Annotated in this window: 22 protein-coding genes and 2 rRNA genes; 7 read left to right on the top strand and 17 right to left on the bottom strand. The window is 49.5% G+C overall.

What is annotated here, in order from left to right:
* Positions 1-10 precede the first annotated feature (10 nt).
* Positions 11-2,086 carry a winged helix-turn-helix domain-containing protein gene (locus MHN33_RS05220; protein WP_239396788.1) on the top strand — a complete coding sequence of 692 codons (2,076 nt, stop codon included), beginning with the start codon at positions 11-13 and terminating at the stop codon, positions 2,084-2,086.
* Here MHN33_RS05220 and MHN33_RS05215 read toward each other — a convergent pair.
* Together MHN33_RS05215 and MHN33_RS05210 are read right to left on the bottom strand one after the other, a co-directional pair.
* Positions 2,055-2,870: an alpha/beta hydrolase-fold protein gene (locus MHN33_RS05215; RefSeq protein ID WP_239396778.1), complete on the bottom strand. Its 816-nt coding sequence runs from the start codon at positions 2,868-2,870 to the stop codon at positions 2,055-2,057. The two genes, MHN33_RS05220 and MHN33_RS05215, sit on opposite strands and share 32 nt — an antisense overlap.
* Before the next feature lie 183 nt (positions 2,871-3,053).
* A complete protein-coding gene (locus MHN33_RS05210; protein ID WP_239396776.1) occupies positions 3,054-5,150 on the bottom strand; it encodes a TonB-dependent receptor in 2,097 nt (698 codons plus the stop codon).
* Between the two features lie 76 nt (positions 5,151-5,226).
* Here MHN33_RS05210 and MHN33_RS05205 point away from each other — a divergent pair, with 76 nt between their 5' ends.
* Positions 5,227-5,628 (top strand): MerR family transcriptional regulator, encoded by a 402-nt coding sequence (locus MHN33_RS05205; RefSeq protein ID WP_239396765.1) that lies wholly within the window; start codon positions 5,227-5,229, stop codon positions 5,626-5,628.
* A 92-nt stretch (positions 5,629-5,720) separates the two neighbouring features.
* On the opposite strand, the gene MHN33_RS05200 is transcribed toward MHN33_RS05205, so the two are convergent.
* Complete coding sequence (locus MHN33_RS05200; protein WP_239396763.1) at positions 5,721-7,715, bottom strand: hypothetical protein; 1,995 nt, start codon at positions 7,713-7,715, stop codon at positions 5,721-5,723.
* A 306-nt stretch (positions 7,716-8,021) separates the two neighbouring features.
* On the opposite strand from MHN33_RS05200, the gene MHN33_RS05195 reads away from it, so the two are divergent.
* Entirely contained in the window at positions 8,022-9,209 is a 1,188-nt protein-coding gene (locus MHN33_RS05195) for an alpha/beta fold hydrolase (RefSeq protein WP_343224816.1), read from the top strand.
* A gap of 275 nt (positions 9,210-9,484) precedes the next feature.
* On the opposite strand, the gene MHN33_RS05190 is transcribed toward MHN33_RS05195, so the two are convergent.
* Both MHN33_RS05190 and MHN33_RS05185 read right to left on the bottom strand, forming a co-directional pair.
* Positions 9,485-10,480, bottom strand: coding sequence for a hypothetical protein (locus tag MHN33_RS05190; RefSeq protein WP_239396761.1), 996 nt, complete (start codon positions 10,478-10,480; stop codon positions 9,485-9,487).
* 165 nt (positions 10,481-10,645) lie between these two features.
* The gene (locus tag MHN33_RS05185; RefSeq protein ID WP_239396759.1) at positions 10,646-11,833 is read right to left on the bottom strand and encodes an NAD(P)/FAD-dependent oxidoreductase; all 1,188 of its coding nucleotides are present in this window, start codon (positions 11,831-11,833) and stop codon (positions 10,646-10,648) included.
* Positions 11,834-12,202: 369 nt separating this feature from the next.
* Here MHN33_RS05185 and MHN33_RS05180 point away from each other — a divergent pair, with 369 nt between their 5' ends.
* A complete protein-coding gene (locus MHN33_RS05180; protein ID WP_239396757.1) occupies positions 12,203-14,308 on the top strand; it encodes a S8 family peptidase in 2,106 nt (701 codons plus the stop codon).
* A gap of 773 nt (positions 14,309-15,081) precedes the next feature.
* Here the strand turns inward: MHN33_RS05180 and rpoS are convergent.
* From rpoS to MHN33_RS05130, 10 genes are all read right to left on the bottom strand, one after another.
* A complete protein-coding gene (gene rpoS / locus MHN33_RS05175) occupies positions 15,082-16,065 on the bottom strand; it encodes an RNA polymerase sigma factor RpoS (RefSeq protein ID WP_239396755.1) in 984 nt (327 codons plus the stop codon).
* A 55-nt stretch (positions 16,066-16,120) separates the two neighbouring features.
* Positions 16,121-16,945, bottom strand: a complete 825-nt coding sequence (locus tag MHN33_RS05170) for a peptidoglycan DD-metalloendopeptidase family protein (protein WP_239396743.1) — start codon at positions 16,943-16,945, stop codon at positions 16,121-16,123.
* Positions 16,946-17,025: 80 nt separating this feature from the next.
* Positions 17,026-17,664, bottom strand: coding sequence for a protein-L-isoaspartate(D-aspartate) O-methyltransferase (locus tag MHN33_RS05165; protein WP_239396741.1), 639 nt, complete (start codon positions 17,662-17,664; stop codon positions 17,026-17,028).
* A 5-nt stretch (positions 17,665-17,669) separates the two neighbouring features.
* Positions 17,670-18,419 carry a 5'/3'-nucleotidase SurE gene (gene surE, locus MHN33_RS05160; protein WP_239396728.1) on the bottom strand — a complete coding sequence of 250 codons (750 nt, stop codon included), beginning with the start codon at positions 18,417-18,419 and terminating at the stop codon, positions 17,670-17,672.
* Complete coding sequence (locus MHN33_RS05155; protein ID WP_239396726.1) at positions 18,400-19,464, bottom strand: tRNA pseudouridine(13) synthase TruD; 1,065 nt, start codon at positions 19,462-19,464, stop codon at positions 18,400-18,402. Before MHN33_RS05155 ends, surE begins: the two co-directional genes overlap by 20 nt.
* 1 nt (position 19,465) lies before the next feature.
* Positions 19,466-19,945 (bottom strand): 2-C-methyl-D-erythritol 2,4-cyclodiphosphate synthase, encoded by a 480-nt coding sequence (gene ispF, locus MHN33_RS05150; protein WP_239396724.1) that lies wholly within the window; start codon positions 19,943-19,945, stop codon positions 19,466-19,468.
* Positions 19,942-20,643: a 2-C-methyl-D-erythritol 4-phosphate cytidylyltransferase gene (ispD, locus tag MHN33_RS05145; RefSeq protein WP_239396715.1), complete on the bottom strand. Its 702-nt coding sequence runs from the start codon at positions 20,641-20,643 to the stop codon at positions 19,942-19,944. The genes ispF and ispD overlap by 4 nt, the downstream gene beginning before the upstream one ends.
* Positions 20,633-20,917 carry a cell division protein FtsB gene (ftsB, locus tag MHN33_RS05140; RefSeq protein ID WP_239396713.1) on the bottom strand — a complete coding sequence of 95 codons (285 nt, stop codon included), beginning with the start codon at positions 20,915-20,917 and terminating at the stop codon, positions 20,633-20,635. The genes ispD and ftsB overlap by 11 nt, the downstream gene beginning before the upstream one ends.
* Positions 20,918-20,970: 53 nt before the next feature.
* Entirely contained in the window at positions 20,971-21,618 is a 648-nt protein-coding gene (locus MHN33_RS05135; RefSeq protein WP_239396702.1) for a hypothetical protein, read from the bottom strand.
* A 93-nt stretch (positions 21,619-21,711) separates the two neighbouring features.
* A complete protein-coding gene (locus MHN33_RS05130) occupies positions 21,712-22,194 on the bottom strand; it encodes a DUF2947 domain-containing protein (protein ID WP_125721900.1) in 483 nt (160 codons plus the stop codon).
* A 54-nt stretch (positions 22,195-22,248) separates the two neighbouring features.
* Between MHN33_RS05130 and MHN33_RS05125 the strand changes: the two genes are divergently transcribed.
* The 3 genes from MHN33_RS05125 (at position 22,249) to MHN33_RS05115 (ending at position 24,569) form a co-directional block, all read left to right on the top strand.
* Complete coding sequence (locus MHN33_RS05125; protein ID WP_239396700.1) at positions 22,249-22,473, top strand: DUF1653 domain-containing protein; 225 nt, start codon at positions 22,249-22,251, stop codon at positions 22,471-22,473.
* Between the two features lie 75 nt (positions 22,474-22,548).
* A complete protein-coding gene (locus MHN33_RS05120; RefSeq protein WP_239396698.1) occupies positions 22,549-23,382 on the top strand; it encodes a MoxR family ATPase in 834 nt (277 codons plus the stop codon).
* 2 nt (positions 23,383-23,384) lie between these two features.
* Positions 23,385-24,569: a VWA domain-containing protein gene (locus MHN33_RS05115; protein ID WP_239396696.1), complete on the top strand. Its 1,185-nt coding sequence runs from the start codon at positions 23,385-23,387 to the stop codon at positions 24,567-24,569.
* 1,122 nt (positions 24,570-25,691) lie between these two features.
* Here the strand turns inward: MHN33_RS05115 and rrf are convergent.
* Both rrf and MHN33_RS05105 read right to left on the bottom strand, forming a co-directional pair.
* Positions 25,692-25,806 (bottom strand): 5S ribosomal RNA (gene rrf / locus MHN33_RS05110).
* Positions 25,807-25,894: 88 nt separating this feature from the next.
* A 23S ribosomal RNA gene (locus MHN33_RS05105) occupies positions 25,895-26,131 on the bottom strand; the annotation flags it as partial.

Genomic DNA, 26,131 nt, shown 5'->3' with positions numbered 1-26,131 from the left:
GCGGATTACGATGGCACAGACAAGATTCTTTATTAACGAGTTTGAAATCGACCTCTCCCGCAGTGTGGTGATCCAAAACGGCCAGCATACTCAGGTTGAGCCCAAAGTGTTGCAGGTACTGCTGCTACTGGCACAGCGCCAGCGTGAGCATGGCGAGCAGGTGGTCACCCATGAAGAGATCATGACGCATGTCTGGCAAGGTGTTGAAGTGGTGCCCAATGCCCTGCAACGTTGCATTGCCATTTTGCGCAAGGTACTGGGAGACAATGCCAAAAACCCCAGCATAATCGCAACGCACCCCAAAATTGGATACCGCTTGCTGGTCCCCGTTCGCTGGCCCGAGTCTGCCACAAACCAGCCCAAAAACAAAGCAGCAAAGCCTTATTTTAAAGCACGCACTCTGATAGTAAGCACTTTCTTACTGTGTGTATTTTTGTATCTGCTGTGGCCCGGCACACAGCCGCCCGGTTACACCCGCCTGACTCCAGTAACCCACACCGATGCCCATGAATCACATGCTATTTTTAGTCCGGATGGCAACTACCTGATCTTCAACCGCTATGCCGGAAGCTGCACCAGCCATTTATGGGCGCGGCACATAAATAGTGGCCAGGAGCATCAGCTCAGCGCCACATCCGGACAGTTCGGTGCGCCCGCTTTTACCCCGGATGGCCGCGAGCTGGTGTTTGCCGCCAAAGCCGATTGTGCGCAACCAAGCGCCCAGTCCTGCTGGGCACTGGCGACGGTGGATTTTGCCCGGGCACTCACTAAGCCACAGGCTATCGAGCCGCGTTATTTGTGTGATGCAGGGCAGCCACACGCCCTCAAAGCACTGCCCAGCCATGCGTATGCCTATTTGCACAGCGACGAAAACCAAACCCGGCTGGTGCAGTACAACGACCTGACCAAGGCCGTCGACACCCTGTATTCCGCTGCGGACGAATACCTGTACCACTTTGACTATCATCCACACCAGCGGCACTTTGCCCTGTTTAGCCGGGATCAGTCGCTTAATTACGTTCTGACAGTGCTGGATAAAAACGCACAAACAGTGCAGCGCAACGCCATTGCGTTGCTGCCGAACATGGACCCAACCGCCTCCCTCGCCGGTCGTTTTGCCCCCGATGGCCGCACTTTGCTGGTTGTCAGCAATGGCCAGCTGTACAGCCTTACCCTGAGTGGCAAATTAAGCCTGCTTCCTACGCCCGCCACTGGGCTGCTTGGGGCAGACAAACATCCGAGCCGTCAAACCTTGCTGGCTGTAAATGGCCAGAAGGACATTGATATTGCACAACTGCCGCTCAGCCACGCAGACTCGGCTGCTGATCCGGTACACGATCTGAACGCCCGCGCCCTGCCCTACCCGAGCCTGTCGCGCACTCAGGCGCAGGAGCGGCAGGCTCAGTTTTCACCTGACGGCCGGCAGACTGCTTTTATTTCTAATCGCAACGGTGCGGATCAGCTTTGGATATGGAAAGAAGATCGGGCCACTGCACTCAGCAACATCGGCGCTTCGCATCCTATTCATGGCTTTGCCTGGTCGCCGGATGCCAGACACTTACTCTGGGCACAGGGTGGCAAACTGTATCGCGCTGATTTATCTGGTCAGCATCACAGCCTGAGCACAAAATTGCCAGTTCATTCGGTACAGGCCTGGCATAAACCGGGGCAAGCGCTGGTGCTGATCAACGACCCAATGCCCGGCGGGTTGTATCTGTATGATTTAGCAAGTGGAGAGCTGAGTACACTGGGGATTAATGGCGTGCACCGCGCATGGCAGGCAGGTGAGCAGGTGTACTATAGTGACGCACAGGGCAAGGTAAAACGCTTTACACCGGGTGACGACCCCGCCCACGCCAAAGTGCTTACCACCCTGAATGGGCGCGCTATGGTCATAAAAGATAAGCATATTTACAGCGTGGATCAGACAAACCTGACGCTGAACCGCTACGACTTAGACGGTACTCTGCTTAACACGCTGCGCCCCCTGAAGCCCACCGCCTGGAAAATCAGCGACGTGCATCAGGCGCAGCTGTTGCTGGAGCAGTTTATTGCTATTGAGCAGGAGCTGGTGCTGATTGACTAGCGGTACGATGCTCATCATGCCAAAGCCACTTGAGAGAATCGATTAACACTTTGCTACCGTGCTCCAGCGTATGTCCGCCTTGACCAAAAGCGAACTGATAGTGGTAACCCTTAAATTTAAGTGCTGATGCCATCGCCTGATTGCCAAGCGCCCAGTTACCATAGCGGGTATCCAGATCGTTCTCGCCACTTTGCAGATATACTTTAATCGGCTTAATGTGCTCGTTTCGGATCAGATAGGGGTATACGCCGCCACCTCTGATATCCACAAAACTGCCGCAGTGACTGAGCACTTTACTAAACTGATCGCTGCGATACCAGGCTACTGTCCAGGCGCAGATCCCACCCGAACTAAACCCGGCGATCGCCCTGTTTTTTGGATCCTGTGAGACATTCAGGCCGCTTAATGCGTCAGGAAGTAACTCGGTTAGCAAAAAGCGAGCATACTGATCGCTCACCGTATCGTATTCAATGCTACGCAGAGTATCGGGATGATGGTCCGGTTTTTCCTGCACGGCCACTTCGCCCGGGTTAACAAAAACCGCTATGGTATGGGGCATGTCGCCGGTTTTGATCAGCTGATCAAACACCGCTGGAATGTTCATCGGCTTGTCCGGATTGATATACTGATAACCATCCTGGAAGATCATTAAGTTCGACGCGTGATCAGCGTGATACCCATTCGGAATATACACCCAGTAATCCCGAGTTGTGGCCGGGTAAATCTCACTTGAAAACCGGCGATGGATCAACTCTCCTGCCAGCGTGTCAGAGGCTAACTGCATTTTATATTTCCTTTATCCCTTTTTTAGGAAAAAGTATACCACTCGCAGTCTTACTCTGAGAAATCGAATTGTTCCCGGCTCGCTGGCCGGGATGACTAAAGGCTCGCTGGCCGGGATAAAGAAAGCCACCAGGTTTCAGACTTAAAACAGTAAAGTCAGGAATCCAAGCGGCCTCATCAGGGATCAATGACCAAACTTAATACGCACACCGGCATTGACAATAAAGCCATCGTTGCGTGACCAGATATCGGTTGTCCACTGACCACTGACTGCCTGCTGTGGCAACAACAGCGGATGCTCATCGGTTTGCTTCACATCCAGCAGGTTCTCAAAGTTGATAAACCAGCTGTAACGCCCGGTGGTGATCTCGCCCATCAAACCCAGGTGCCAGTAAGGATCGGACTCAGTGACAAACGGATTGGCATTCAGGCGCTGCGGCCCGGTGTAATAGGCCTCAAACCCGGCGCGGAAGTTACCGTGTTGCTCCCACATGGCCACAAACCCGGCCGAGTGTTTAGGCGTCAGCGCAATCTCAGTGCGGGTCTGACCATCCACGCTTTGGGTTGCATCCAGATATAAATAGCTGGCGGTCAGTTTGACGTCGCGCCAGTAATAACGCAGCAGCACTTCAGAACCACGGATCTGACTTTCGCCCAGTGCATTGGTTAGCCGTACCTGGGGCGGTGGCGTGCCATCCGATGCTGGCACCACCTCCAGCTCGGTTACGTTATCCACATTCGAGCCAAACAGGGTCAGACTGGTTTCAACCGAATCAAAGGTGTAGGTAAAGTCCAGCGAGGCAGTTTCAGCCTCTTCTGCATGCAATTTACCTATCGGTGCCAGGCGTGACAACCCCGCCGCTTCAATGTCTTCCACAAACGGCGTTGGCGCAAAATAGCCCTGCGCATAGGCACCGCGCACCGTCAGCTCACCCGGACGATACAACAAGGTCATCCGCGGACTAAACTGAGTGCCATATTCATTGTGGTCATCCACTCGTGCACTCACCGAAGCGGTCAGCGTATCGCTCAGGGTGTGATCCAGCTGGGCAAACAGGCCCGGCACGTCATAGCTGTAATCAAAGGTCGGAAACGTCTCGGATTCAAACACATCCGACTGATAGGCAACCCCCAGTAGCCAGTCGGTTTTGTCGTTGTAACCACTGACACTGGTTTCAAACAAATAGCTCTCGTGCCTGTCCTCTTCCAGCACCAGACCAAAGCCGTGCTCATGGTTTTGCACCATGGCCGATGAGCGTGCATGCAGCGTCAACGTGTCGGACATCGGCTGGCTATACACAAACCCGCCATCCAGGCGCTCTGAGTCCTGCGTTTGTACGTACGGGTTGCCATCCGCCATGGTAAACCCGTCTTTAGTACCACCATTGCGCTGCTCGGTCATGGCACCCGCCGTCACGTACAAAGATTCGCCCTGCTCACCTTCCCAGAACAAGCGCGGCCGTGCGGTGTAGCGCTCATAGCCGGCCAAATCGAACCAGCCATCGTTGTCTATGTCTTCCGACTTTTGATGGTGTGCACCCAGCGTCAGTGAGCCTTTCAGGTCATCGCTCAGCGGGCTTTCGATATAAGACGTGAGATCCTGCCCATCGCGAGTGGTCAGGTTTAGCAGCACCTCGCCCTTGAATTCGCCGCCCGGCTTACGGGAGATCAGGTTGATCACCCCGCCCAGCGCCGAGCCACCATATAAAGACGACGCCGAGCCTTTGATGATCTCCACCCGACCTAAATCCGTGGGTGGAATTTGCAACAAACCAATCGACGCGGCCTGATTACCATACAGCGGCAGGCCATCGGCCAGTAGCTGAGTGTAGCGACCATACAAGCCCTGCAATCGAATATTGGCACTGCCCAGCGCTGGCGAGGTAGTTTGCATCCGAACACCGCCGGTTTCTGCCACCAGCATGGAGATATTGCCCGGGCGCATCGCCGCCTTTTCTTCGATTTCTTCGCGGTTGATCAGCTCCACCCGCACCGGCTGCTCATCGGCAATCCGGCCAGAGCGCGTTGCCTGAATAACGATTTTTTCCATCTCATGACCGTGATCATGGTGCTCATCGTCAGCATGCGCATCATGATGCCCGTTTTCATGCTTTTCTTCAGCATGAGGCTCCTGTGCCTGATGCTCAGGCCCCGGCGCAACCAGCGCAGCACTCACAGCAATGGCCAGCGGACTCAGCGGTGCCGCCACACTCACCGACATCCCCAGTGATAAACAACTTAAAGACAAAACCAAACCGGCAGAACGAAACGTATCAGACATAACGAATTACTTGACCCTCAGGACAGGAATAAATGATACTGCCGATGCTAAAGGTTACAGCGACAGGAAGGTCAATATGAAAATCAGCGAACTTGCGACGAAATCCCAGATAAATGCGAAAACCATCCGCTATTATGAACAAGTTGGCCTGCTCAAAGCACCGCAACGCGCCAGCAATGGCTATCGCCATTACCAACCGGGCGACGTAGACACCCTGATCTTTATCCGCCGCTGCCGCGAGCTCAACATCCCGCTGGACGACATCAAGCGCCTGGTAGAAGTGCAGGCCGACCCCAACGCCTCCTGCGCCGTCGTCGATAAAATCATCGCCGAACAACTCGCTCAGGTACAACGCGCCCAGCGCGAACTCGCGCTGCTGGAGCAATCCCTGCAAACCCTCGCCTCATGCAGCGCCGAGCAGGTAGACCAGTGTTCAATTTTGCATAAGTTAAAGGCGCGGGAAGAGGTTGAAAAGTGATATAACGCTTTGAGTTATCATCATTAAAAATGCCTAACCTGAAAGTTCAGGCCATACTTCAAAGGTAATGCCTGAAACATGGCTCATGTATCTTAGCTGACTTTCACAATCACCCTTGCCCTGCCATCTTCTTCAACAGCAATTACCTGGCCGATGCAATCCATATATTCGCTAAAAGATAAATCTGACTTACGCTTAGCGACAACACCAATCCCGCCATTTGCATCTACAGGCACTAAATAGGAACCAGGCTCCGCACCAATGATATTGACGGGTACCTGTCCACAGAACGCGATTCTGTCTACCTTTTTCCTTTGTGCTTCAAGGTGCTGTCTCTGCTCTTCTTCCGTATAAGCATCAGGCAATGGTCTAAAGCCATTTTCATGCCAGTCATCTCCACCAACAAATGAAGGGTTGGTCGACTTTACAACAAAGGATACGGCTTCATGCCATTTGTCGGTAAGCTGCCCATTGCTATCAATACCACACACATCGCCTTTACGTATGTCTCCGCAGGTCTCATTCTTAACCATATACTCGGCATAATCTCTGCCATCCGTATTGATTGTGCCTGATACATTGATAGATCTCTGGGTCACGGTATTGTGCCCTAATTTAAATGCTGCACCCTGCCAGCTTGGGGAATAACCGTCAACAGTATAGAAATAGCCTCTGTCCAGGCCGAGGTAGGCACTGCCCTGAGGGGCATTGTGTAAAGCAGAGATACTGAGCATATCACCATTTGGACTGGTACCAAGTTTTATTCCTTTACTTTGGCCCTCGACGCTGGTTTCTAAGGCAATTTCGGGAGCCGATGCTTTGTCTAAAGAGGTGATTTTGAGCGTCTTTCCTGTCTCATCTGTTCCCAGCTTTATACCATTACTTTCATCATTTACCTTAGTTTCTAAGGCAATTTCGGGAGCCGATGCCTTGTCTAAAGAGGTGATTTTGAGCGCCTTTCCTGTCTCATCTATTCCCAGCTTTATGCCATTACTTTCATCTTTTACCTTGGTTTCTAAGGCAATTTCGGGAGCCGATGCCTTGTCAAGAGAGGCAATTTTAAGCGTCTTTCCTGTCTCATCTATTCCCAATTTTATACCGTTGCTTTTTCCTTGTATGTTGTTTTCCAGGACAATTTCTGGCGAAGGGAAACGCTTTACATTATCGTACTGATTGTAACCAGGAGCATTTTCATCTGTTGCTATGACTCGCATGCCACCAGCAATATCCATCGGATATTGGGGATTGCGCCTTTGAATACCCACATCACCCGTATTACCGCTCATAACAAAACGATAGACCAGTAACCCCTGTTCTTGACTCCACAAATTTTTATGGAAAGACCTGTCACCATTAACAGTCCACTGCCAGATGTTTTCGTCATCAATTCTAAATCCTATGGATGAAGAATCAACGGTGTCTGATCCCGCCGCTTCGGCTATTTGATGTGCTTTTTGCTCATATTGCCCAAAAGACGCTTTAGTCTTTACATTTAAAATAAGCCCGGGGTGATAAGGCGCAGTGATATTTAGCTCATTAACCGGGACACCATTTGGATAGCCTCCATAAGGGTTGCTAAAATGATTTAGAAATAGTACCTGTTCGCCTGCAGGGCCTGTGTAGTTAACCGTCGTATTTTTCGGCCAGTCTAACAAATTAAAGTCCACAACCCCTGCTGCGGTTGTGCTCTTATTGACCGATATTCTTGACGGGCCACAGTCAACAACTTTGCGCTCTCCATTGTGACTTTCCTGATTCGCAAACTCAAAAGCAGCTTTCAGCCCTGGGATATTTGAACTGGCGCTGGTGTCTTGATGCCACATGGTTGCACCAAAATCCTTGGCATAAACTCGGTCTGTAAAGCGTTCACTTAATGCTCTGGGCGTAGTAGACGACTTACCATCCAACGAAGACGTGACCATTAATGAGCTCGCATCTGATTCTTCTGACTCTGATGCCTGTGACTTTTTCGACCCCAAAATGGCCGCGCCACCTAATACAGGCAAAGCATACATCATTTTTCGGCGCGATATTTCAACCCCTTCAACAGGTGAAGAGGTATTTTTTTTCAATTTATCTTTAGACATGTAATTCCCGATATTCCGTGTAATTAGAGTTATCCTGACAATGGTAACTTTTTCCATTTTAGCAACATCAAGTCCCGTTTTTATAAAACTTCGTTATTTTGAATTAAAAAATAGATAGCTTTGGGTACCCACGTGAACTCGCACCACAGGAGCAATCCCTGCAAACCCTCACCTCATGCAGCGCCGAGCAGGTCGACCAGTGCAGGATTCTGCACAAGCTGAAGGCGCCGTAAGAAGCTGAAATATGCCTGAAAGTGTTATAACCTAACGTTATACACGCCTGATAAAAATAACAAAAATCTATTGATGCCAAGACTATCACTTTACCTGCTATTCAGCCTATGTTGCCAGCTAACTACACAGCCATTATTTGCGCAGCTCAGTATTGACCACACTGAAAATACACTTATTCTGCCGTTGGAGCACCCGGTTGGCACGCATTACATGCATTTTGAGGACTTAGATCGTCACAGCCACAGAACACAACCAAACGCGTCCAGGCAACTTGGTGTACGATTTTTTTACCCTACCAACCTAACTGCCAGCAACCAGAGATTACCGCTGTTAAGCAATCAGTTTTCGCGCTCGCACAGGCTGATTTATGATACAGACGCAGATATGACACATATCGCTCCGCTGAGCGCAATGACATGGAACATCGCAGCAGATAGCGAAATTCAGCTGTCGCACAACGCTTTACCCCTGATCATTTTTTCCCACGGTTATTATCTTAACCCCGAGCTGTTTACCATCATGGCTGCACATATCGCCAGCCGGGGATACCTGGTCGCTGCCATTAATCACAGTTTTGGCTCGGATTATTATCAGCCGCCCAATTCAAAAGCGATAAAAACGATAGACCTGCCATCAGACGATCTGGGTATTGATTTACCTATGTGGTCTGCTGATCAGCGTTTTGTACTGGCTAAAATACAACACATGAATCACGACCCGCAAAGCCCGCTTTTCAACGCCCTCAATGGCCAAGTAGGTATTCTGGGTCATTCTTACGGTGGTGCAGCGGCGTTTTATACCGCGGCAAAAACCCCCGAAGTAACCGCTATTGTTAATATGGATGGCACTGTATTTGGCTGGCAAGACATCACCATTACACAACCTTTTATGTACGTGCAAGCAGAAGAAGAATACTTCAGCGAAATCTTTCTCAACGTACACAATAAAGGCTACTTAGCGCTGTTTGAATCGCTCAATCACGTCAGTTTTTCTGACATTGTGGTACTAAAAAACTGGCTAGAAAACGGCCTGAAAGACACGCCTCAATTCAATGCTATCCTGGACGTAGCCAGACTAAATGCCGCTTTTTTTGAGCACCACTTTAATCACGCCGAGGCCGCATTTGTGCCAGCAATCAAAAGCAACCCCCCATTTTCCGTAAAACTCTTTGACTGCAACGCCAGGCATAACGACTCAGCAACGCCATTGCGCTGCCTGATGCATCGAATTAAGCACTACTGGAAACAACAGTTATTTTAATTTGGCAGGGAAAACGAAACAGTTCATGTTTAGCAAGCTGACAAGTATCCCCTCAGGTCAAGCGGCTGTTGGTGCTGCTGATACGGCAAGAGGCATCGCAAGACGGCGGCTTCCAATTTTGAATTACAATATAAAAGTACAACGTTCTCTGAACACAGACTTTTCTTTTCGAGTGCTAGTAATGCCCTCTAAACCCGTGTCCGGTTTTATTGAATCACAGCAAAATCAGCTTTTTGAACAATTTAAACGACATACCATTTTGCCCTCATATGAGCTTAAAGTAGAGGTTTGATTGGCCAAGTTTCCACAACCCCATCATTTGTTTCACTGATGACCACTTGCCTGGACTCATCCATTGCGATGCTTAATACTGACGCCCGATCTCGGCCATCGATTTTATTCGCCATAAACTTTGCAATTAAATCTCCATCTGCAACGCGCCAGATCTGCACTTTTTGATTTGGCGAGGCGGTGAGTAACCACTGATCGTTGTTAATAAATGCCGACTGATTAAACTCGATAAAGTTGCTATATGTAGATAAAGAAGAGCTTAACTCTTGTGATTTTAAATCAATAAATTGACGAGCATTCACAGAGTCCAGTACGAACGCCATCGTCGCATCTGCGTTAAGAGAAACATGGTTGATTCTGGTCGAAAATTTATAAGACTGTAATTCTTTGCCTGTTTGCACATCCCACAATTTAACGAATTTATCGCTGGAACCTGTCATCGCAGTGCGCCCATCAGCTGACAGCGCCACAGTGTTTACATCTAAGTCGTGTAATGTGTGTTGTGATCGACGATTGCTTCTGACATTTATTACTTCCGTTATGCCGCTTCTGTAGCCTAACAGTAGCGTTTCACCGTCGCTGGATATCGCTATATCTCTAATAATATTTTCACCGCTAGTCCACGCGCCTAACAGCTTACCCGACTTGGCAGAAAACAGGCTAACAGACAGCCTGTTGGATATGTAAAATACACTTGCGTTGTCAGCGAAATCGGTCAACTCAATGTTGCCCTCCGCGATACAGGGAAATACTTTTTTATCTGAGATGTTACTCCACAGGCAAACGTCATCTTGCCTTGCAATGACAGACAAAGCACCGTTTTGAGATAGGTCTGACGATTGTACTAATCCTGAGCCATGTTTCTTTTGGGCACTTGCTGGTGTGTCAAAATGAGAGTCAAACAAGCAGCCCGTCAATAGCAATGACAAGGCCGTAGCGGATATTTTTCTCATTTTTATAATCCTTTCAGTATTAGGCACTCAAGCTAATACTCTTTTTCCGTATACACGTTCACTGCTAAAGTTGTTGCCCTCAGCATATTCCAGCAACTTACCTGATTGTAATGGCATAGTAAAATGGGTCACCTAACTAGAAGATTAGATGACCCATCTTAGCAGTATACAAACTTTATTATAACGCCCCACCTAACACGCCTGTCCGCACGCCCAGCCGCAGCTCCAGGCGTACTGGAAGTTGTAGCCGCCGAGCCAGCCGGTGACGTCGGTGACTTCGCCGATAAAGTACAGGCCCGGGGCTTTTTTGGCTTCGAAAGTTTTAGAGCTGAGTTCGTCGGTGTCGACGCCGCCTAGGGTGACTTCGGCGGTGCGGTAGCCCTCTGTGCCATTGGGTTTTATGTGCCAATGGTGCAGTGCGTGGGCCAGCGTGTCGATTTCACTGTGGCTGAGCTGGTTGGCATTTTTATCCGGTACCGTTTGCTCGCTGATCAGGACCTCAACAAAACGCTTAGGTAACACAGTACTAAGTAAGTTTTTCAGAGACTTACTGCCTTGCTCATGACGCCAGTCGTGCAGTTGTGCCTGCATATCGGTCTCTGGCAGCAGGTTAACAATCACCCCCTGCCCGGCGCGCCAGAAAGAGGAGATCTGTAAAATTGCCGGCCCCGAGAGGCCTCGGTGGGTAAACAGCAGGTTTTCTTTGAAGCTGGTGCCGTCTTCACTTTGTGCAGTGCAGGGTAAGCTTACGCCCGCGAGCCCATCAAAGCGGGCTTTGTCGTGGTCATGCAGAGTAAACGGCACCAGCGCTGCCATGGTGGGCAATACTTTCAGGCCAAACTGCTCGGCAATTTTATAGCCAATGGGGGTGGCGCCCAGCTTGGGCATGGTCAGGCCACCAGCGGCCACCACCAGAGACTGACAACTGAATACCAGCTCTGAGGTGGTCACACGATAGCCGCCGCCCTCGGTACGCTCTACCTTAATGACCTCATTGCGCAGGAACAGCTCTACCCCGGCCCACTCGCACTCGGTTAATAAGATGTCGACTATGTCCTGCGCACTGTTATCACAAAACAGCTGCCCCAGGGTTTTATGGTGATAAGCCAGGCCGTGGCGGTCCACCAGCTCAATAAAGTCGTGCTGGGTATAGCGACTCAGGCAGGACTTCACAAAATGCGGGTTTGCGCATAAATAGTTCTGTGGTGTGGCACCCTCATTGGTAAAATTGCAACGACCGCCGCCGCTAATGAGTATTTTTCGGCCAGCTTTTTTGCCCATATCAACCACCGCCACACTGCGGCCCCGATATCCGGCCTGTGCCGCGCACATCAGGCCAGCCGCGCCCGCGCCGATGATCACCACATCAAAGTTCAACATTGTATATTGTGTCCTGAAAAAGTTATGCGCGCATTGTATCAACTTATGCCCCAGAGGTGGAGTAATGCGATTATTTAGCAAACAAAGGCACATAAATTTATCACAAGTAGTAATAAAATATTAACCATTTACAATCATTTACAATACTAACTAAATCATACTTCATCCTGTAACAAAGAATAATTATGCAATAAAAACAACAGATTATTGCAATAAACGAACTATCTAGCCATCCGCTTATAACCAAAACAATAGTGTAAATAACAAAACAGCACTTTAAATACTTTAACCAACTCTTTACCTTCGATAACCATCTGCTTGCACACGCAAACAGAACAACAACAAGTAAGAAACTAGGGAATTCTAACAATGACAACACGTAACCTGAAAATCGGCGCAGTAGCGCTGGCAATGTCTGGCATGTTTGCCGCCTCTACTGCTATGGCTAATAACGTTGAAGCACTTAACAACAGCGTGAGCATGGCGCAACTAAGCCAGAAAATGCAAAGCCAGAACACAGCCGGTACGCAGTTCATCATCAAGTACAAAGACAACAGCAACCAGCTTATGTCTATTTCTGGTGCTGATATGTCACCAGCCATGATGAACTCACGCGCTCAAAGTTTCGTGAAGAACTTCAAAAGCAAGAAAAAATCTTCACTGCAAACTAAGTACGTTCGTAAGATGGCACTGAGCAACCACCACGTTATGCGTGTTGACAAAAAACTGACTGCGGCGGAAGCACAAAGTCTGATGCAAGAAATGGCAGCAACTGGCAACATCGAGTACATCGAAATTGACCAAATGCTCCAGCCTTTCGCAACACCAAACGATCCTCGTTACTCAGATCAGTGGCACTATTTTGAAGCCGCTGGCGGCATCAATGCACCAGCAGCATGGGATAAAGCAACCGGTAGCGGCGTTGTAGTCGCGGTACTGGATACTGGTTACCGCCCTCATGCGGACCTGGACGCTAATATCCTGCCTGGTTACGACATGATCTCTAACCTGTCTGTGGCAAACGATGGCGGCGGTCGCGATAGCGATGCACGTGATCCGGGTGATGCAGTTTCTGCAAACGAGTGTGGTTATACGCACAGCGCACGTGATTCAAGCTGGCACGGTACGCACGTAGCCGGTACAGTTGCTGCGGTTTCTAACAACGGTGAGGGTGTTGCCGGGGTTGCATACAACTCGAAAGTTGTACCAGTTCGTGTACTAGGTAAATGTGGTGGTCTGACTTCAGATATCGCAGACGGTATCATCTGGGCATCTGGTGGTTCAGTATCGGGTGTACCTGCAAACGCCAACCCAGCAGACGTTATCAACATGAGTTTAGGTGGCAGCGGCGCATGTAGCTCGACCACTCAGAGCGCGATCAACACAGCGCGCGCTAACGGTACGACTATTGTTATTGCAGCAGGTAACGACAACGACAACTCTGCAAACTATAACCCGGGCAACTGTTCTGGCATCATCAACGTTGCGTCTGTAGGTCGTAACGGTGGCCGTGCTTACTACTCAAACTACGGTTCAAACATCGACGTTGCGGCGCCAGGTGGTGCTCAAAGCTTCGCAAATGACCCTGAAGGTATTCTGTCTACTTACAACTCAGGCAGCAACACGCCTTCAAACGACAGCTACGCTTACTCACAAGGTACGTCAATGGCGGCACCACACGTTGCAGGTGTAGCGGCACTTATCAAGCAAGCTAAGCCTACTGCAACGCCGGACGAAGTAGAAAGCATTCTGAAGAACACAACACGTAGCTTCCCGGCTACTTGCACAAGCTGTGGTACTGGTATCATTGATGCGTCAGCCGCGGTAGATGCAGCACTGAACGACACTGGCGGTAACGAGCTGGAAGATGGCGTTGCTAAAACAAGCCTGAGTGGCTCAAAAGGCAGCCAAACTTTCTACACCTTTGAGGTAGGCAGCGGTGTAAGCAAAGTTACCTTCACTATGAGTGGCGGTACGGGCGATGCTGACTTGTATGTACGTGCAAACGCTAAGCCTACAACCAGCGTTTGGGACTGTCGTCCGTACGAAGGCGGTAACAACGAAGTTTGTACCATTGATAACCCATCTTCAGGTACTTATCACGTGATGATGAATGGTTACTCTGCATACAGCGGTGTTAGCCTGAAAGCTGAAACTGCCGGTGGTTCAACGGGTCCTGTTGAATTAAACGAGTCTAACCTGTCTGCAAGCACTGGTGGCTGGGTTCAGAAGTCACTAGAAGTACCAGCGGGTATGAGCAACCTGACTGTCACCATCTCTGGTGGTACAGGTGATGCTGACCTGTTTGTTAAGCAAGGTAGTGTACCTAGCAGCTCAAACTGGGACTGCCGTCCTTATAAAGGTGGTAACTCTGAAACCTGTACCTTCACTAACCCGCAAGCGGGTACTTGGTACTTCGGTCTTAACGCTTATCGCTCATTCTCTGGCGTAACACTGAGCGCACAAGCTCAATAAGCGCTTTTCCCCGGGCTTTATAATGAGGGCTAAACCTTAGGGTTTAGCCCTTTTTTATTGATTGTGATTTGGTGTTGGCGGCTTCCGGATAGCTGGCAGGGATGACGGTGTGGCATGTAGATGCGGTACAGAACTGACTCTCTGAGTAGCCAGCTAATAATAGTTCCCGCTCGCTGGCCGGGATGACGGTGTGGCATGTAGATGCGGTATAGAACTGGCTCTCTGAATCGCCTGCTAATCGTTCCCGGCTCGCTGGCCGGGGTGACGGTATAGCATGTAGATGCGGTATAGAACTGACTCTCTGAGTAGCCAGCTAATAATAGTTCCGCTCGCTGGCCGGGATGACGGTGTGGCATGTAGATGCGGTGCATATAACTGGCTTTCTGAATCGCCTGCTAATTGTTCCCGGCTCGCTGGCCGGGATGACGGTGTGGCATGTAAATGCGGTGCATATAACTGGCTTTCTGAATCGCCTGCTAATCGTTCCCTGCTCGCTGGCCGGGATGACTGAATTTTGAGTAAAAGAAAGCAATGTGCTATGTACAGAGCAATGTCTAGTCTATAAATTCGGAGCACCAGTTTGAATCACGCACTCAGAATCGTCAGGCCTAACTTGTTTTTAAGCAATGTCACCAAACGATGAAAGATGAAGTAATAACAGGGAGCGTGCTGGAGAGATGCGTGAGCCATTCAAACAACAGAATGACTCTACGAGTATGTTTCTGGCAACGCTAAACAAATGAGAAAATGAAATACCTGCGCTGCGACTTAGCTTACATTTGTTCAAACAAGCTGTCGGTGCTTAACCCCTCGTGTTGCAGAATATCTTTTAAGCGACGCAATGCCTCTACCTGAATTTGACGCACACGCTCACGTGTTAAGCCAATCTCGCGGCCAACATCCTCCAGTGTTGATGGCTCGTAACCCAACAACCCAAAGCGACGTGCCAGCACTTCTCTTTGTTTCGGGTTTAATTCCCCCAGCCAGTCAACAATATGGCGGTTAATGTCTTTGTTCTGAACTTCGCTTTCCGGCTCGTAACCGCGCTCATCAGCAATAATGTCGAGCAATGCCTTGTCATTATCCCCCCCAATGGGCGTGTCTACAGACGTAATTTTCTCATTCAGACGTAACATCTTACTGACGTCTTCAACCGGTCTGTCGAGTGACTCTGCAATTTCCTCCGCGGTCGGCTCGTGGTCCAGTTTTTGGGTCAGTTCACGAGCCGTTCGAAGGTACACATTGAGCTCTTTAACCACATGGATGGGTAATCGAATGGTGCGAGTCTGGTTCATAATGGCCCGCTCAATAGTCTGACGGATCCACCAGGTCGCATAGGTAGAAAAGCGGAAACCCCGTTCCGGATCAAACTTCTCAACGGCCCGGATCAGACCTAAGTTTCCTTCTTCAATCAGGTCAAGCAGTGCCAGCCCTCGATTATTGTAACGCCGCGCAATTTTAACAACCAGGCGTAAGTTACTTTCGATCATGCGCTTTCGCGATGCCTCGCAGCCTCTCAACGCCTTACGTGCAAAGTAGACTTCTTCTTCAGCACTGAGCAGTGGCGAAAAACCAATTTCTCCCAGATACAACTGAGTTGCATCTAAATTCTTTACGCTGTCGTCCTTGGCGAAAAGGTCTTCATCGTTTTCAATATCTTCAAGCAGCTCCGATTTGGGCTCCTCGACTGAAACATCGTCAAACTTCTCGTCCAACTCTGGATTTACTTTACTATTCAATTTTGCTGTTTGAGCCATAAGCATCCCCCCAAGCGAATAAGTGACAGTCTTCCATCATTACGTCGATAGGCTATTATTTAGGCAAATACCTACTAGGGTTTACGGCTTGTCCCCGGTAACGGATCTCAAACCGTAACGCAACAGATGATGCGTCTGTATCTCCCATTTCGGCAATTTTTTGCCCGGCTTTAACTTGCTGCTGCTCTCTTACTAGCAATTTGGAGTTGTGGGCGTACGCGCTGAGATAATCATCAGTATGTTTCAGAATGATTAAATTGCCGTATCCTCGTAATGCGCTCCCTGCGTATACAACAACGCCATTTGCCGCAGCCTTAACAGATGTTCCCTTTTTATTTGTAATCTGAATTCCCTTGTAGCCGTTTTCTTTGACAGAAAAACGTCGGGTCACCTTACCAACTGCGGGCCAGCGCCATCGTACCTTATTATTTGACAACTGCTTGGTATGACTGGATTTTTCGCTGGCTTGCTTTTGAACATACTCTCGTTGCTTAGGTCGATCAAGCTCTTTTTTCGGTGAAATGTTATTTTTTTGTTTTTTATCGGTTAAATTTACGGTTTTAACTGGCTGCTTTTTGGACGGTTTATACTTCTTTTTCGGATATTCTAATAGAATGAGTTGACCAGGGAAAATGGTGTAAGGAGGCTTAATTTTATTGATTTTGGCAACAGTTCTAACATCTTTATTTGCACTAAAAGCAATAGCAAACAGCGTATCTCCTTTTTTAACCTTATATTGATTATTTTTTATTTGAATTTTTTGTTTATAACTGGTCTTACCTTTGGAGAGGTTAACAACCGGTGCTGGGGAATGTGGCGTCGTACATGCGGCCAGAAAATAGCACAATAGCAATAGAGTATTGATGCGCGCCCGATTCATGCCTTAATTACTTTCCGCTTGTTAATTCGACCATCCACTTTAGCATACTCGTCTGGATTTTCTCGCCTTTTTTGTAGCTTCTAACTAAGCGCACCCGGGATCAAAGGCACAAAGCGCACCTCAGCCAGTTTGCTTTCAATATACTGCTGGCCTTGTCGCTGGTACATAGTGAGTACCTGATACTGTTCACCTACGGGGATCACCATCACACCACCATCCGAAAGTTGCTCTAGTAACGCCTGCGGAACTTGCGCTGCCGCGGCAGTGACAATAATACCATCATAAGGACCTTTAGACGCCCAGCCCTGCCAGCCATCACCGTGCTTCATGGCCACATTATATAGGTCCAGCATATGTAAACGACGCTTAGCCTGCCATTGCAAGGCTTTGATCCGCTCAATGCTGTACACCTGTTCAAACAACTGCGCCAGCACTGCGGTTTGATAGCCAGAGCCGGTACCAACCTCCAGCACTTTTTTACGCACGCCAGCCTGACGCAACAACTCTGTCATTCTCGCCACCACCAGCGGCTGAGAAATCGTCTGTCCCTGACCAATCGGCAGCGCGGTATTCTCGTAAGATTTATGTTGCAACACCGCATCGACAAACAGATGCCGGGGTGTGATCTCAAGGCAATTTAATACTTCAGGGTCGCTTATCCCATGGCGACCTAAGGTCGCAACCAGCGCCTCGGCGCTGCGTTTGTAGTTTTTGAGCAATGTGATTACTCCTGCGCAGCGATCCAGCTTGATAAAGAGTCCAGACTTTCATGCGCTGTCATATCTACTTTTAGAGGTGTAATTGCGGCATATCCCTGCTTAACCGCATAGAAATCGGTGCCTTCTCCCGCATCCAGTTCCTGACCCAGTGATCCGTACCAGTACACATCGCGGTTCCAGGGATCCAGTTGCCGGGTCATGGTCTCAGCTTTGTGTCGTGCTCCCAGGCGAGTCACTTGCATACCTTTGAGGTCCGACAGTGGAATATCGGGCACATTGATATTAATGATCTGATCTTTAGGTAGCGGATGACTTTTTAGCGCTTTGATGAGTTTAACCGTGACGGCAGCGGCAGTTTCGTAGTGGACCTCGCGCTTAGAGCACAATGATACGGCAATGGCGGGCAAACCAAGGTGACGCCCCTCTGTGGCCGCAGCAACGGTACCTGAATACAGTGTATCGTCTCCCAAATTCGCACCGTTATTGATACCGGCGACCACCATATCCGGCGCTTCGTCCAGCAGCTGGTTCACACCCAGATGTACGCAGTCGGTCGGTGTCCCATTCACGCTTATAAAGCCATTTTCCAGGGTGGTTGCCCGCAAGGGGTTCATCAGTGTCAGTGAGTTACTTGCACCGCTGCAATTACGGTCTGGCGCAATCACCACTACCTCCGCTATTTCGCACAAAGCTTGGTAGAGTACTTCTATTCCTTTTGCATGTACTCCGTCATCATTACTGAGCAGGATCTTCATTTTGGTTGCTTCCTTTTTTATCATGGTTGCGGTGGCTGACATCCTCATGATGCACCAGCTCTCGCAGTATTGCGGTGGCGTAACACCCTTTTGGTAAGTCAAAACTAAGCTGAATGGTTGTTGGGTCGAGTGTTTTCACCGTCAGGTTTTCAGGGATCACCCGTAAGGCGCGGCGTTCATTTTTAAGCCCCAAAGCGCCAAGCCCCTGCCACCAATCGGAAAACGGTTTGAGCCATTCAATCTCAAGTGCGGTTAGGCCTTTTTCGCCTTTGCCCAGTAATGGGGCCGACAACACAATATCCGCTTCAAGCAGCCGGACTATCAGCGCATCACTGATGTCTTCTTCAAAAAACGCGTTGCTGCCACGAAGCATAAAGACTTCGCGATGCCAGGTCTTTGCCAGGCCATGTTCAGCAACCCGCCTTGAAACCAGCTGATTAAAAATGTGTGAGCGGGCAGCCGAGATCACCAGACCTCGTAATTTTTTATCACGGATCCGCTCTCCTTCAAACAGTCTTTGCGCCATTTCCAGGTTATACCCATCATGACCAAAGCGTTGCTCACCAAAATAGTTGGGCACGCCCTGACGCACCGCGTTAACGCGTGACAACAGATCCAGTGGTTCACTGACATTACGTAGTGTGATCGTAAAACGATTACCTTTGTGGCATCCGGTGCGTAGTTTTCGGTTGTGACGAACCTGCTTAAGCACAAACAGGCTATCGCAGTTGAGCGTGCTGAAATCAAGCTCCTGCTTGATTGGCACCGGGACGCTAAACCACTGAGTACACACACCGTGACGGTCTTTCAGTCCGCCGTAGCTGACATCTCTTGGCGCGACGCCGGCAAACTCGGCCAGCTTACGGGCGATAAAAGCGGTGTTTTCGCCTTTTTTAACTATCTGCAGGCAAACATGCTCCCCTTCCCCGGTGAATTCAATGTCGAGGATCTCGTCGACCATAAAGTCTTCCGGCTGAGACTTAAACTCAGCCCGCGCTAATGGCTCACCGTAGAGGTAATTCAGATCAGATACAGAGGTTTTCACACTAGGCCACCTTCGTCAGCAACACCACGGCATGGCTGGATATGCCCTCTTTGCGCCCTTCAAAGCCTAGTTTTTCTGTGGTGGTGGCTTTAACATTGACCTGGCCAAGATCAGCATTACAGTCTGCCGCCAGGTTGGCGCGCATGGCATCTATGTGCGGGCGCATTTTTGGTGCCTGTGCCACAATCGTAACGTCCAGATTACCAAGCTGATAACCCAGTTCGCTGACCTGCTCCATTACTCTGCGCAGCAAAATACGGCTGTCGATGTTTTCAAACTCAGCGGCAGTATCAGGAAAATGCTTGCCAATGTCGCCCAGTGCCAGTGCCCCGAGTAAGGCATCGCACACGGCATGAATGGCCACATCACCGTCGGAATGTGCAATAAACCCCTGACTATAGGGGATCTTTTCGCCACAAATGGTTAGCGGGCCTTCGCCACCGAACTTATGAACATCAAACCCATGACCTATGCGTATCATAGTGACCTCGCTTTGCTTTGTTGTGACATCAGAAAACTGGCCAGTGCGTAGTCTTCTGGTGTGGTAATTTTAATATTGTCTGAGCGGCCGCTGACTAACCGTACGGGTTGCCCGGCCTGCTCGATGGCAGATGCCTCATCGGTCACCTGTAACTTGTTTTGCCGTGCCTGCTGCAATGCTGTGAGCAGTTGCTGATAAGGGAAGAACTGCGGCGTTAAGGCTTGCCATAAGGTCTCTCTTGGCACCGTCTCTTCGCTGTGGCTGGTGCCGCGCTTAATGGTATCTTTGACTTTACTCGCCAGGATACCCCCTTCCTGATGTGTTAAGCATTGCTCAATCAGATTGGTGATATCGCTGACCTCTACCAGCGGGCGCGCAGCATCATGGACCAGCACCCAATCAGGTGGTGTAACTTGCATGGCCAGTAAAGCGTTCAGTACAGAGTCGGCGCGCTCCTGCCCGCCCGTCACCCGGGTAACAGCCAGCGCACTTAAATCAAGCGCTGCAAAATAGCCATCGGTTTCACTCACCGCGACATAGATTTTATCCAGCTTGGGCACCTTCGCCAGTTTGCTGAGCGTATGCTCAAGCACGGTTTTATCGCCAATTTTCAGGTATTGCTTGGGGTGATTCAGCCCCATTCTGGCCCCTACGCCGGCAGCAGGTACAACCGCTGCAATGGTTATGTTATTCATCATGCTTCTTTGATAATACGCGGATAAAGGTTTCGTTGGGTTTGATCATCCCCAGCTCATGGCGAGCGCGCTCTTCAACCCCTTCAAGGCCGAGCTTAAGATCTTCGATATCAGCTTTTAGTAATTTATTTCGCTTTGCCAGGTCGGCATTGGCGGCCTGATGTTTATCGACCGCCGCTTTGATGCGTCTGAAATCTTCCAGGCCATTATGCCCGAACCACAGATTGTATTGGGTGTATGCACACAGACATAGCAATGCAAGTTGGAAATATCGCATCAGGGCTACCTTAATTGCTTTACAGGATCATGCATTGCCCCAGGCAATGTGCACTACTTGCGTTGTTGTTTTTTCCTGACGTTTGGCCAGTTTATACTGCTCGCCAGTAACATTTCACGTAATCCCAGTGTTCTGGGTGGCAACATTTTATGATATTGCCAGCGGTGACCACAACAGGCGGCCGTCATTAATGCTTTACTGGGTTTGAGTAAATAGCGTGTTGCTGGCAATTGGGCATACTCATCATCACCGTGCGCTTTGCCTGAGTTATCAAACCAGCCAAACTGATTGCAATGCCAAAAGCCGTCACGGCTCTGGTCGAGCGTGTCTAAATACAGGCTGGTAATCCCGCCATCAACGACCAGTACCGGCACCACTAACCCAACCGTGGCCTGATTGGCGTAATATGCCTGGGTTTGCTCAGCTTGCCACTGGGGGCATTTGCCTTGCTTAGCCAGCCAGCAGCCATTGTGGCTGTCAAGCTCAAGGGGCACTTCGCCAAGCACAATGTGCGTAGCGGCTCGCTCTACATAATAAGGCAAGCTGTTTAAGCGCCTTTGCAACCGCGCCGGGTCGGGCTCTGCCGATAAGCCGGGTATTTCACGCGCATAAAAGACATTCGCCAGCTCAGCATACGCCAACCGGGTAGCCTCATCCTGCCATATCGTGCTTTGTTGCTTAGTGTGACCTGGACCGTTCAAAATGCCTCCTTTACACAGAGGTTATATCACGACCACACGGTTAAATATAGCGCACTAACATGAAAGCCACCGATATCAGGCGGTCAAGCACAATTACAGGTTTTTAGGTCGCTTGCCGAGCCTGGCTTCTCCGGATTCACTGAACATCACCGCCGTATCGCGCTTTTTGCCCAGCAGCAGGCTGCCATCGGCCAGAAACATAAAGTTCTGCCAAGTGCGTTTAAATACATCAAACTGGGTTTCAATGATCAGCTCACGCGACATACAAAAGTACACTGTGGTGTTGTCTTCCCAGTTAAGGAAATCACAAATGGTGTCTGGCAGGGTGGCTTCACCCGCTTCCCACGGACCTTCCCAGTCCAGGCTTTCATGCCAATTTTCTTCTTTACCTGGCCAGTCATGGGGCGTAAAAAAGTCGGGGTGATCCTGCTCACGACTGACCATAGTGGTCCACAGCACCGCAGCACGTTGCTCCGTCATCGGCTTGATCCGAGCCAGATCGGCCTCCTCAATGGGCAAGTCCTGATGACGAAACACCCAGGCTTTCTTGAACGCATCGAGCGCAATATAATTCATGTCAGATACCTATTAATTAAAACCCCGACATTATACCCAATTGGAGCAACGACCGTGAGCAAAGAACTTAAACCCGGCATTTACCAGCATTACAAAGGCCCTAAATATCAGGTGCTGTTTGTCGCCACCCACAGTGAAACCGAAGAAGCGATGGTGGTATACCAGACCTTGTATGGCAACTTTGATCATTGGGTGAGACCGCTCAGCATGTTTTGCGAAACGGTTGAAGTAGATGGTCAGCAGCGCCCACGTTTTGCGTATTTAGGGGCCGCCGAATGACGCGTATTTGCACTGCCCGACTGCGCTGTGGCACACTGAACCTCTATTACTCATCAGACCAGAGTTAAGAAGTTTATGTTTAAAGGTACCGAGTCTTATATTGCCAGCACAGCGCTGCAACAGGCTGTGAATGCAGCCGTGATCCTGGAAAAGCCACTGTTGATAAAAGGGGAACCTGGCACAGGTAAAACCCTGCTGGCCGAAGAGCTGGCCAAAAGCCTGGATACAGAGCTTATTCAGTGGCACATCAAATCGACCACCAAAGCGCAGCAAGGCCTGTATGAATACGATGCGGTATCGCGTCTGCGCGACAGCCAGCTGGGCGATGCACGAGTGCACGATATTGGCAATTACATCATTAAGGGCAAGCTGTGGCAGGCCTTTACTCAGGCAAAACGCCCTGTTCTGCTGATCGACGAAATCGATAAGGCAGACATTGAGTTCCCCAACGATCTGCTGCTAGAGTTAGACCGCATGGAGTTTCACGTGTACGAAACCGGTGAACAGGTTAAAGCTCTGGTTCGCCCAATCGTGATCATTACCTCCAACAACGAAAAAGAACTCCCCGATGCATTTTTACGTCGTTGCTTCTTCCACTATATCGACTTCCCGGACAAAGAAGAAATGCAGGCGATCATTGATGTGCATTTCCCGGCGATTAAGCCTCGCTTAGTAAAACAAGCACTGGAAGTGTTTTTTGAATTACGCAGCGTGGCCGGGTTGAAGAAAAAGCCCAGCACCAGTGAGCTGCTCGACTGGCTTAAACTGCTACTGGCAGAAGACATTGACCCCGATACACTGCAAGACCGCAGCCACAAAGGTGGATTAATGCCCATGTTTGGCGCACTGCTGAAAAATGAGCAGGATGTGACCTTGCTTGAGAAGCTGGCTTTTTTAGGTAAGCGCTGATCATGTTGATCGACTTTTTATTCACGCTCAGGCGCTATGGCGTCAAAGCCAGCCTGCGGGAGCTGCTGGACTGCCTCAATGCGCTCGATAAAGGCGTGTGTTTCGCTGACACCGACGGGTTTTATCATCTGGCCAAAACCATCTTTGTCAAAGATGAAACCCAGTTCGATAAGTTTGACCGCGCCTTTGCCGATTACTTTGAAGGGGTGGAGTCTCTGGATCTGTTCAGCCAGTTGCAGCAAAACGCCCTGCCGCAGGACTGGTTGCGCAAAGAGTTTGAAAAGCACCTGAGTGAAGAAGAAAAAGCTAAGCTGAAAGCACTCGGTGGACTCGATAAGTTACTGGACACTTTAAAGCAGCGGCTCGCCGAGCAGCAAAAACGCCATGCCGGTGGCAATAAATGGGTAGGCACCGGTGGTACCTCGCCTTTTGGGGCGTACGGTTATAACCCGGAAGGTGTGCGGATTGGCCAGGATGGCAGCCGTCACCGCCGTGCAGTCAAAGTGTGGGATAAACGCCAATACCGTAACTTAGATGCCGACAGCGATATCAGTAACCGCACTATCAAGCTGGCGCTTAAGCAGTTGCGTAAATTTGCCCGCAGTGGCGCCAGCGATCAACTCGATTTGAACGAAACCATCCGCGCTACGGCTAAGCAAGGCGGTATGCTGGATGTGAAAATGGCCCCTGAGCGGCACAATGCCGTCAACGTCATTATGTTGTTTGATATCGGCGGATCTATGGATGATCATATTCAGATCTGTGAACAGCTGTTCAGCGCCGCACACAGCGAGTTTAAACACCTGGAGTTTTTCTACTTTCATAACTGTGTGTACGAGCATGTCTGGCAGGATAACGACAGGCTGGATAACACCTTGCTCGATACCCATCAGCTGATCAACCGCTTTGGCCGGGATTATCGACTAATCTTTGTCGGCGATGCCACCATGGGCCCCTATGAAATAGCCTATCCCGGCGGCAGTGTTGAACACTGGAATCAGGAAGCCGGTTCAGTGTGGTTACAAAGGCTCACTCAGCATTTTGATAAAGTCGCCTGGCTCAACCCCCAGCCAAAAACACACTGGCCCTACTACCAGTCTATTGGCCTGATCGATGAGCTGATGGCAGGTCGCATGTTTCCGTTAACTTTAGATGGGCTTAGCGAAGCAATTAAAGAGCTAAGTTAATGAAAGTACAAAGTACAATGACAGCGAGCATCGCGAGTACATTTACTTTGCGCAAGGGCGATGAGAAACCGAAGCAACGCTTCGCAGTTCGAAGAGGTGAGCGCAGGGACCCACATGGATGTGGGGAAGTAGAGTAATGCAGGAGCAATTATCGAGATGCGCGATGGGACCAAGCTTCATGGATGAATAGACAACACTATTCCGTCTACAACGGCTTTGAATGACTTAAACACAAAAAAGCCTACTTATTTCGAATCTAGCTTTTCTTGTTTGAAATCTGATAACAATTGTCGGATCTCAGTGCATCTCACGGTGTGGCCTGTTAGAAGATCCCGCATCAAGTGCGGGATGACGCTAGTGTGGGCTTTATGATCGGAAAGTTACGCAACTTTTTTAAATCACATATAACAAAAAAGCCCGACTCTTTCGAATCGGGCTTTGATGTACAAGGAGGTACAAATGTCGATGATATTCATGGATGAATGTCTTTCGTCGACCTTTAAATAGGTGCTTGGCAATGTCCTACTTTCACATGGACGAAATGAGACCGAAGCAACGCTTCGCAGCTCATTGAGATGAGCGCAGGGACCCACATGGATGTGGGGAAGTAGAATAATGCAGGAGCAATTATCGAGATGCGCGATGGGACCAAGCTTCATGGATGAATAGACAACACTATTCCGTCTACAACGGCTTTAAATGACTTAAACACAAAAAAGCCTACTTATTTCGAATCTAGCTTTTCTTGTTTGAAATCTGATAACAATTGTCGGATCTCAGTGCATCTCACGGTGTGGCCTGTTAGAAGATCCCGCATCAAGTGCGGGATGACGCTAGTGTGGGCTTTATGATCGGAAAGTTACGCAACTTTTTTAAATCACATATAGCAAAAAAGCCCGACTCTCTCGAATCGGGCTTTCTTTAATTAGGTGCTTGGCAATGTCCTACTTTCACATGGGAAACCCCACACTATCATCGGCGCTATTTCGTTTCACTACTGAGTTCGGCATGGGCGGGGCTGGCCTTCCAGTCAGGTGGTTCCAAAATGCCTCCTACCACACGATTTTAGCCATAAACGCAAAAAAACCCGACTCTCTCGAATCGGGCTTTCTTTAAATAGGTGCTTGGCAATGTCCTACTTTCACATGGGAAACCCCACACTATCATCGGCGCTATTTCGTTTCACTACTGAGTTCGGCATGGAGTCAGGTGGTTCCAAAATGCTATGGTTACCAAGCAAATTCTGTAAAATCTGGAAAAGCGTATTAAATTCTTCGTCTACTTTAGTTCTTAACTTCTAACAAACAAAACCACTTTGGCGTTGTATGGTTAAGCCTCACGGGTAATTAGTACGAGTTAGCTTAATGGCTCACACCACTTCCACATCTCGCCTATCAACGTTGTCGTCTTCAACGGCCCTTTAGTGGACTCAAAGTCCAAGTGAGAACTCATCTCGAGGCTCGCTTCCCGCTTAGATGCTTTCAGCGGTTATCGATTCCGAACGTAGCTACCGGGCAATGCCATTGGCATGACAACCCGAACACCAGCGGTTCGTCCACTCC

Source organism: Pseudoalteromonas sp. OOF1S-7 (assembly GCF_022347765.1).
Lineage (GTDB): Bacteria > Pseudomonadota > Gammaproteobacteria > Enterobacterales > Alteromonadaceae > Pseudoalteromonas.
Note: the sequence above shows the minus strand (reverse complement) of the source record. Positions and strands in the feature narration are given on the sequence as shown.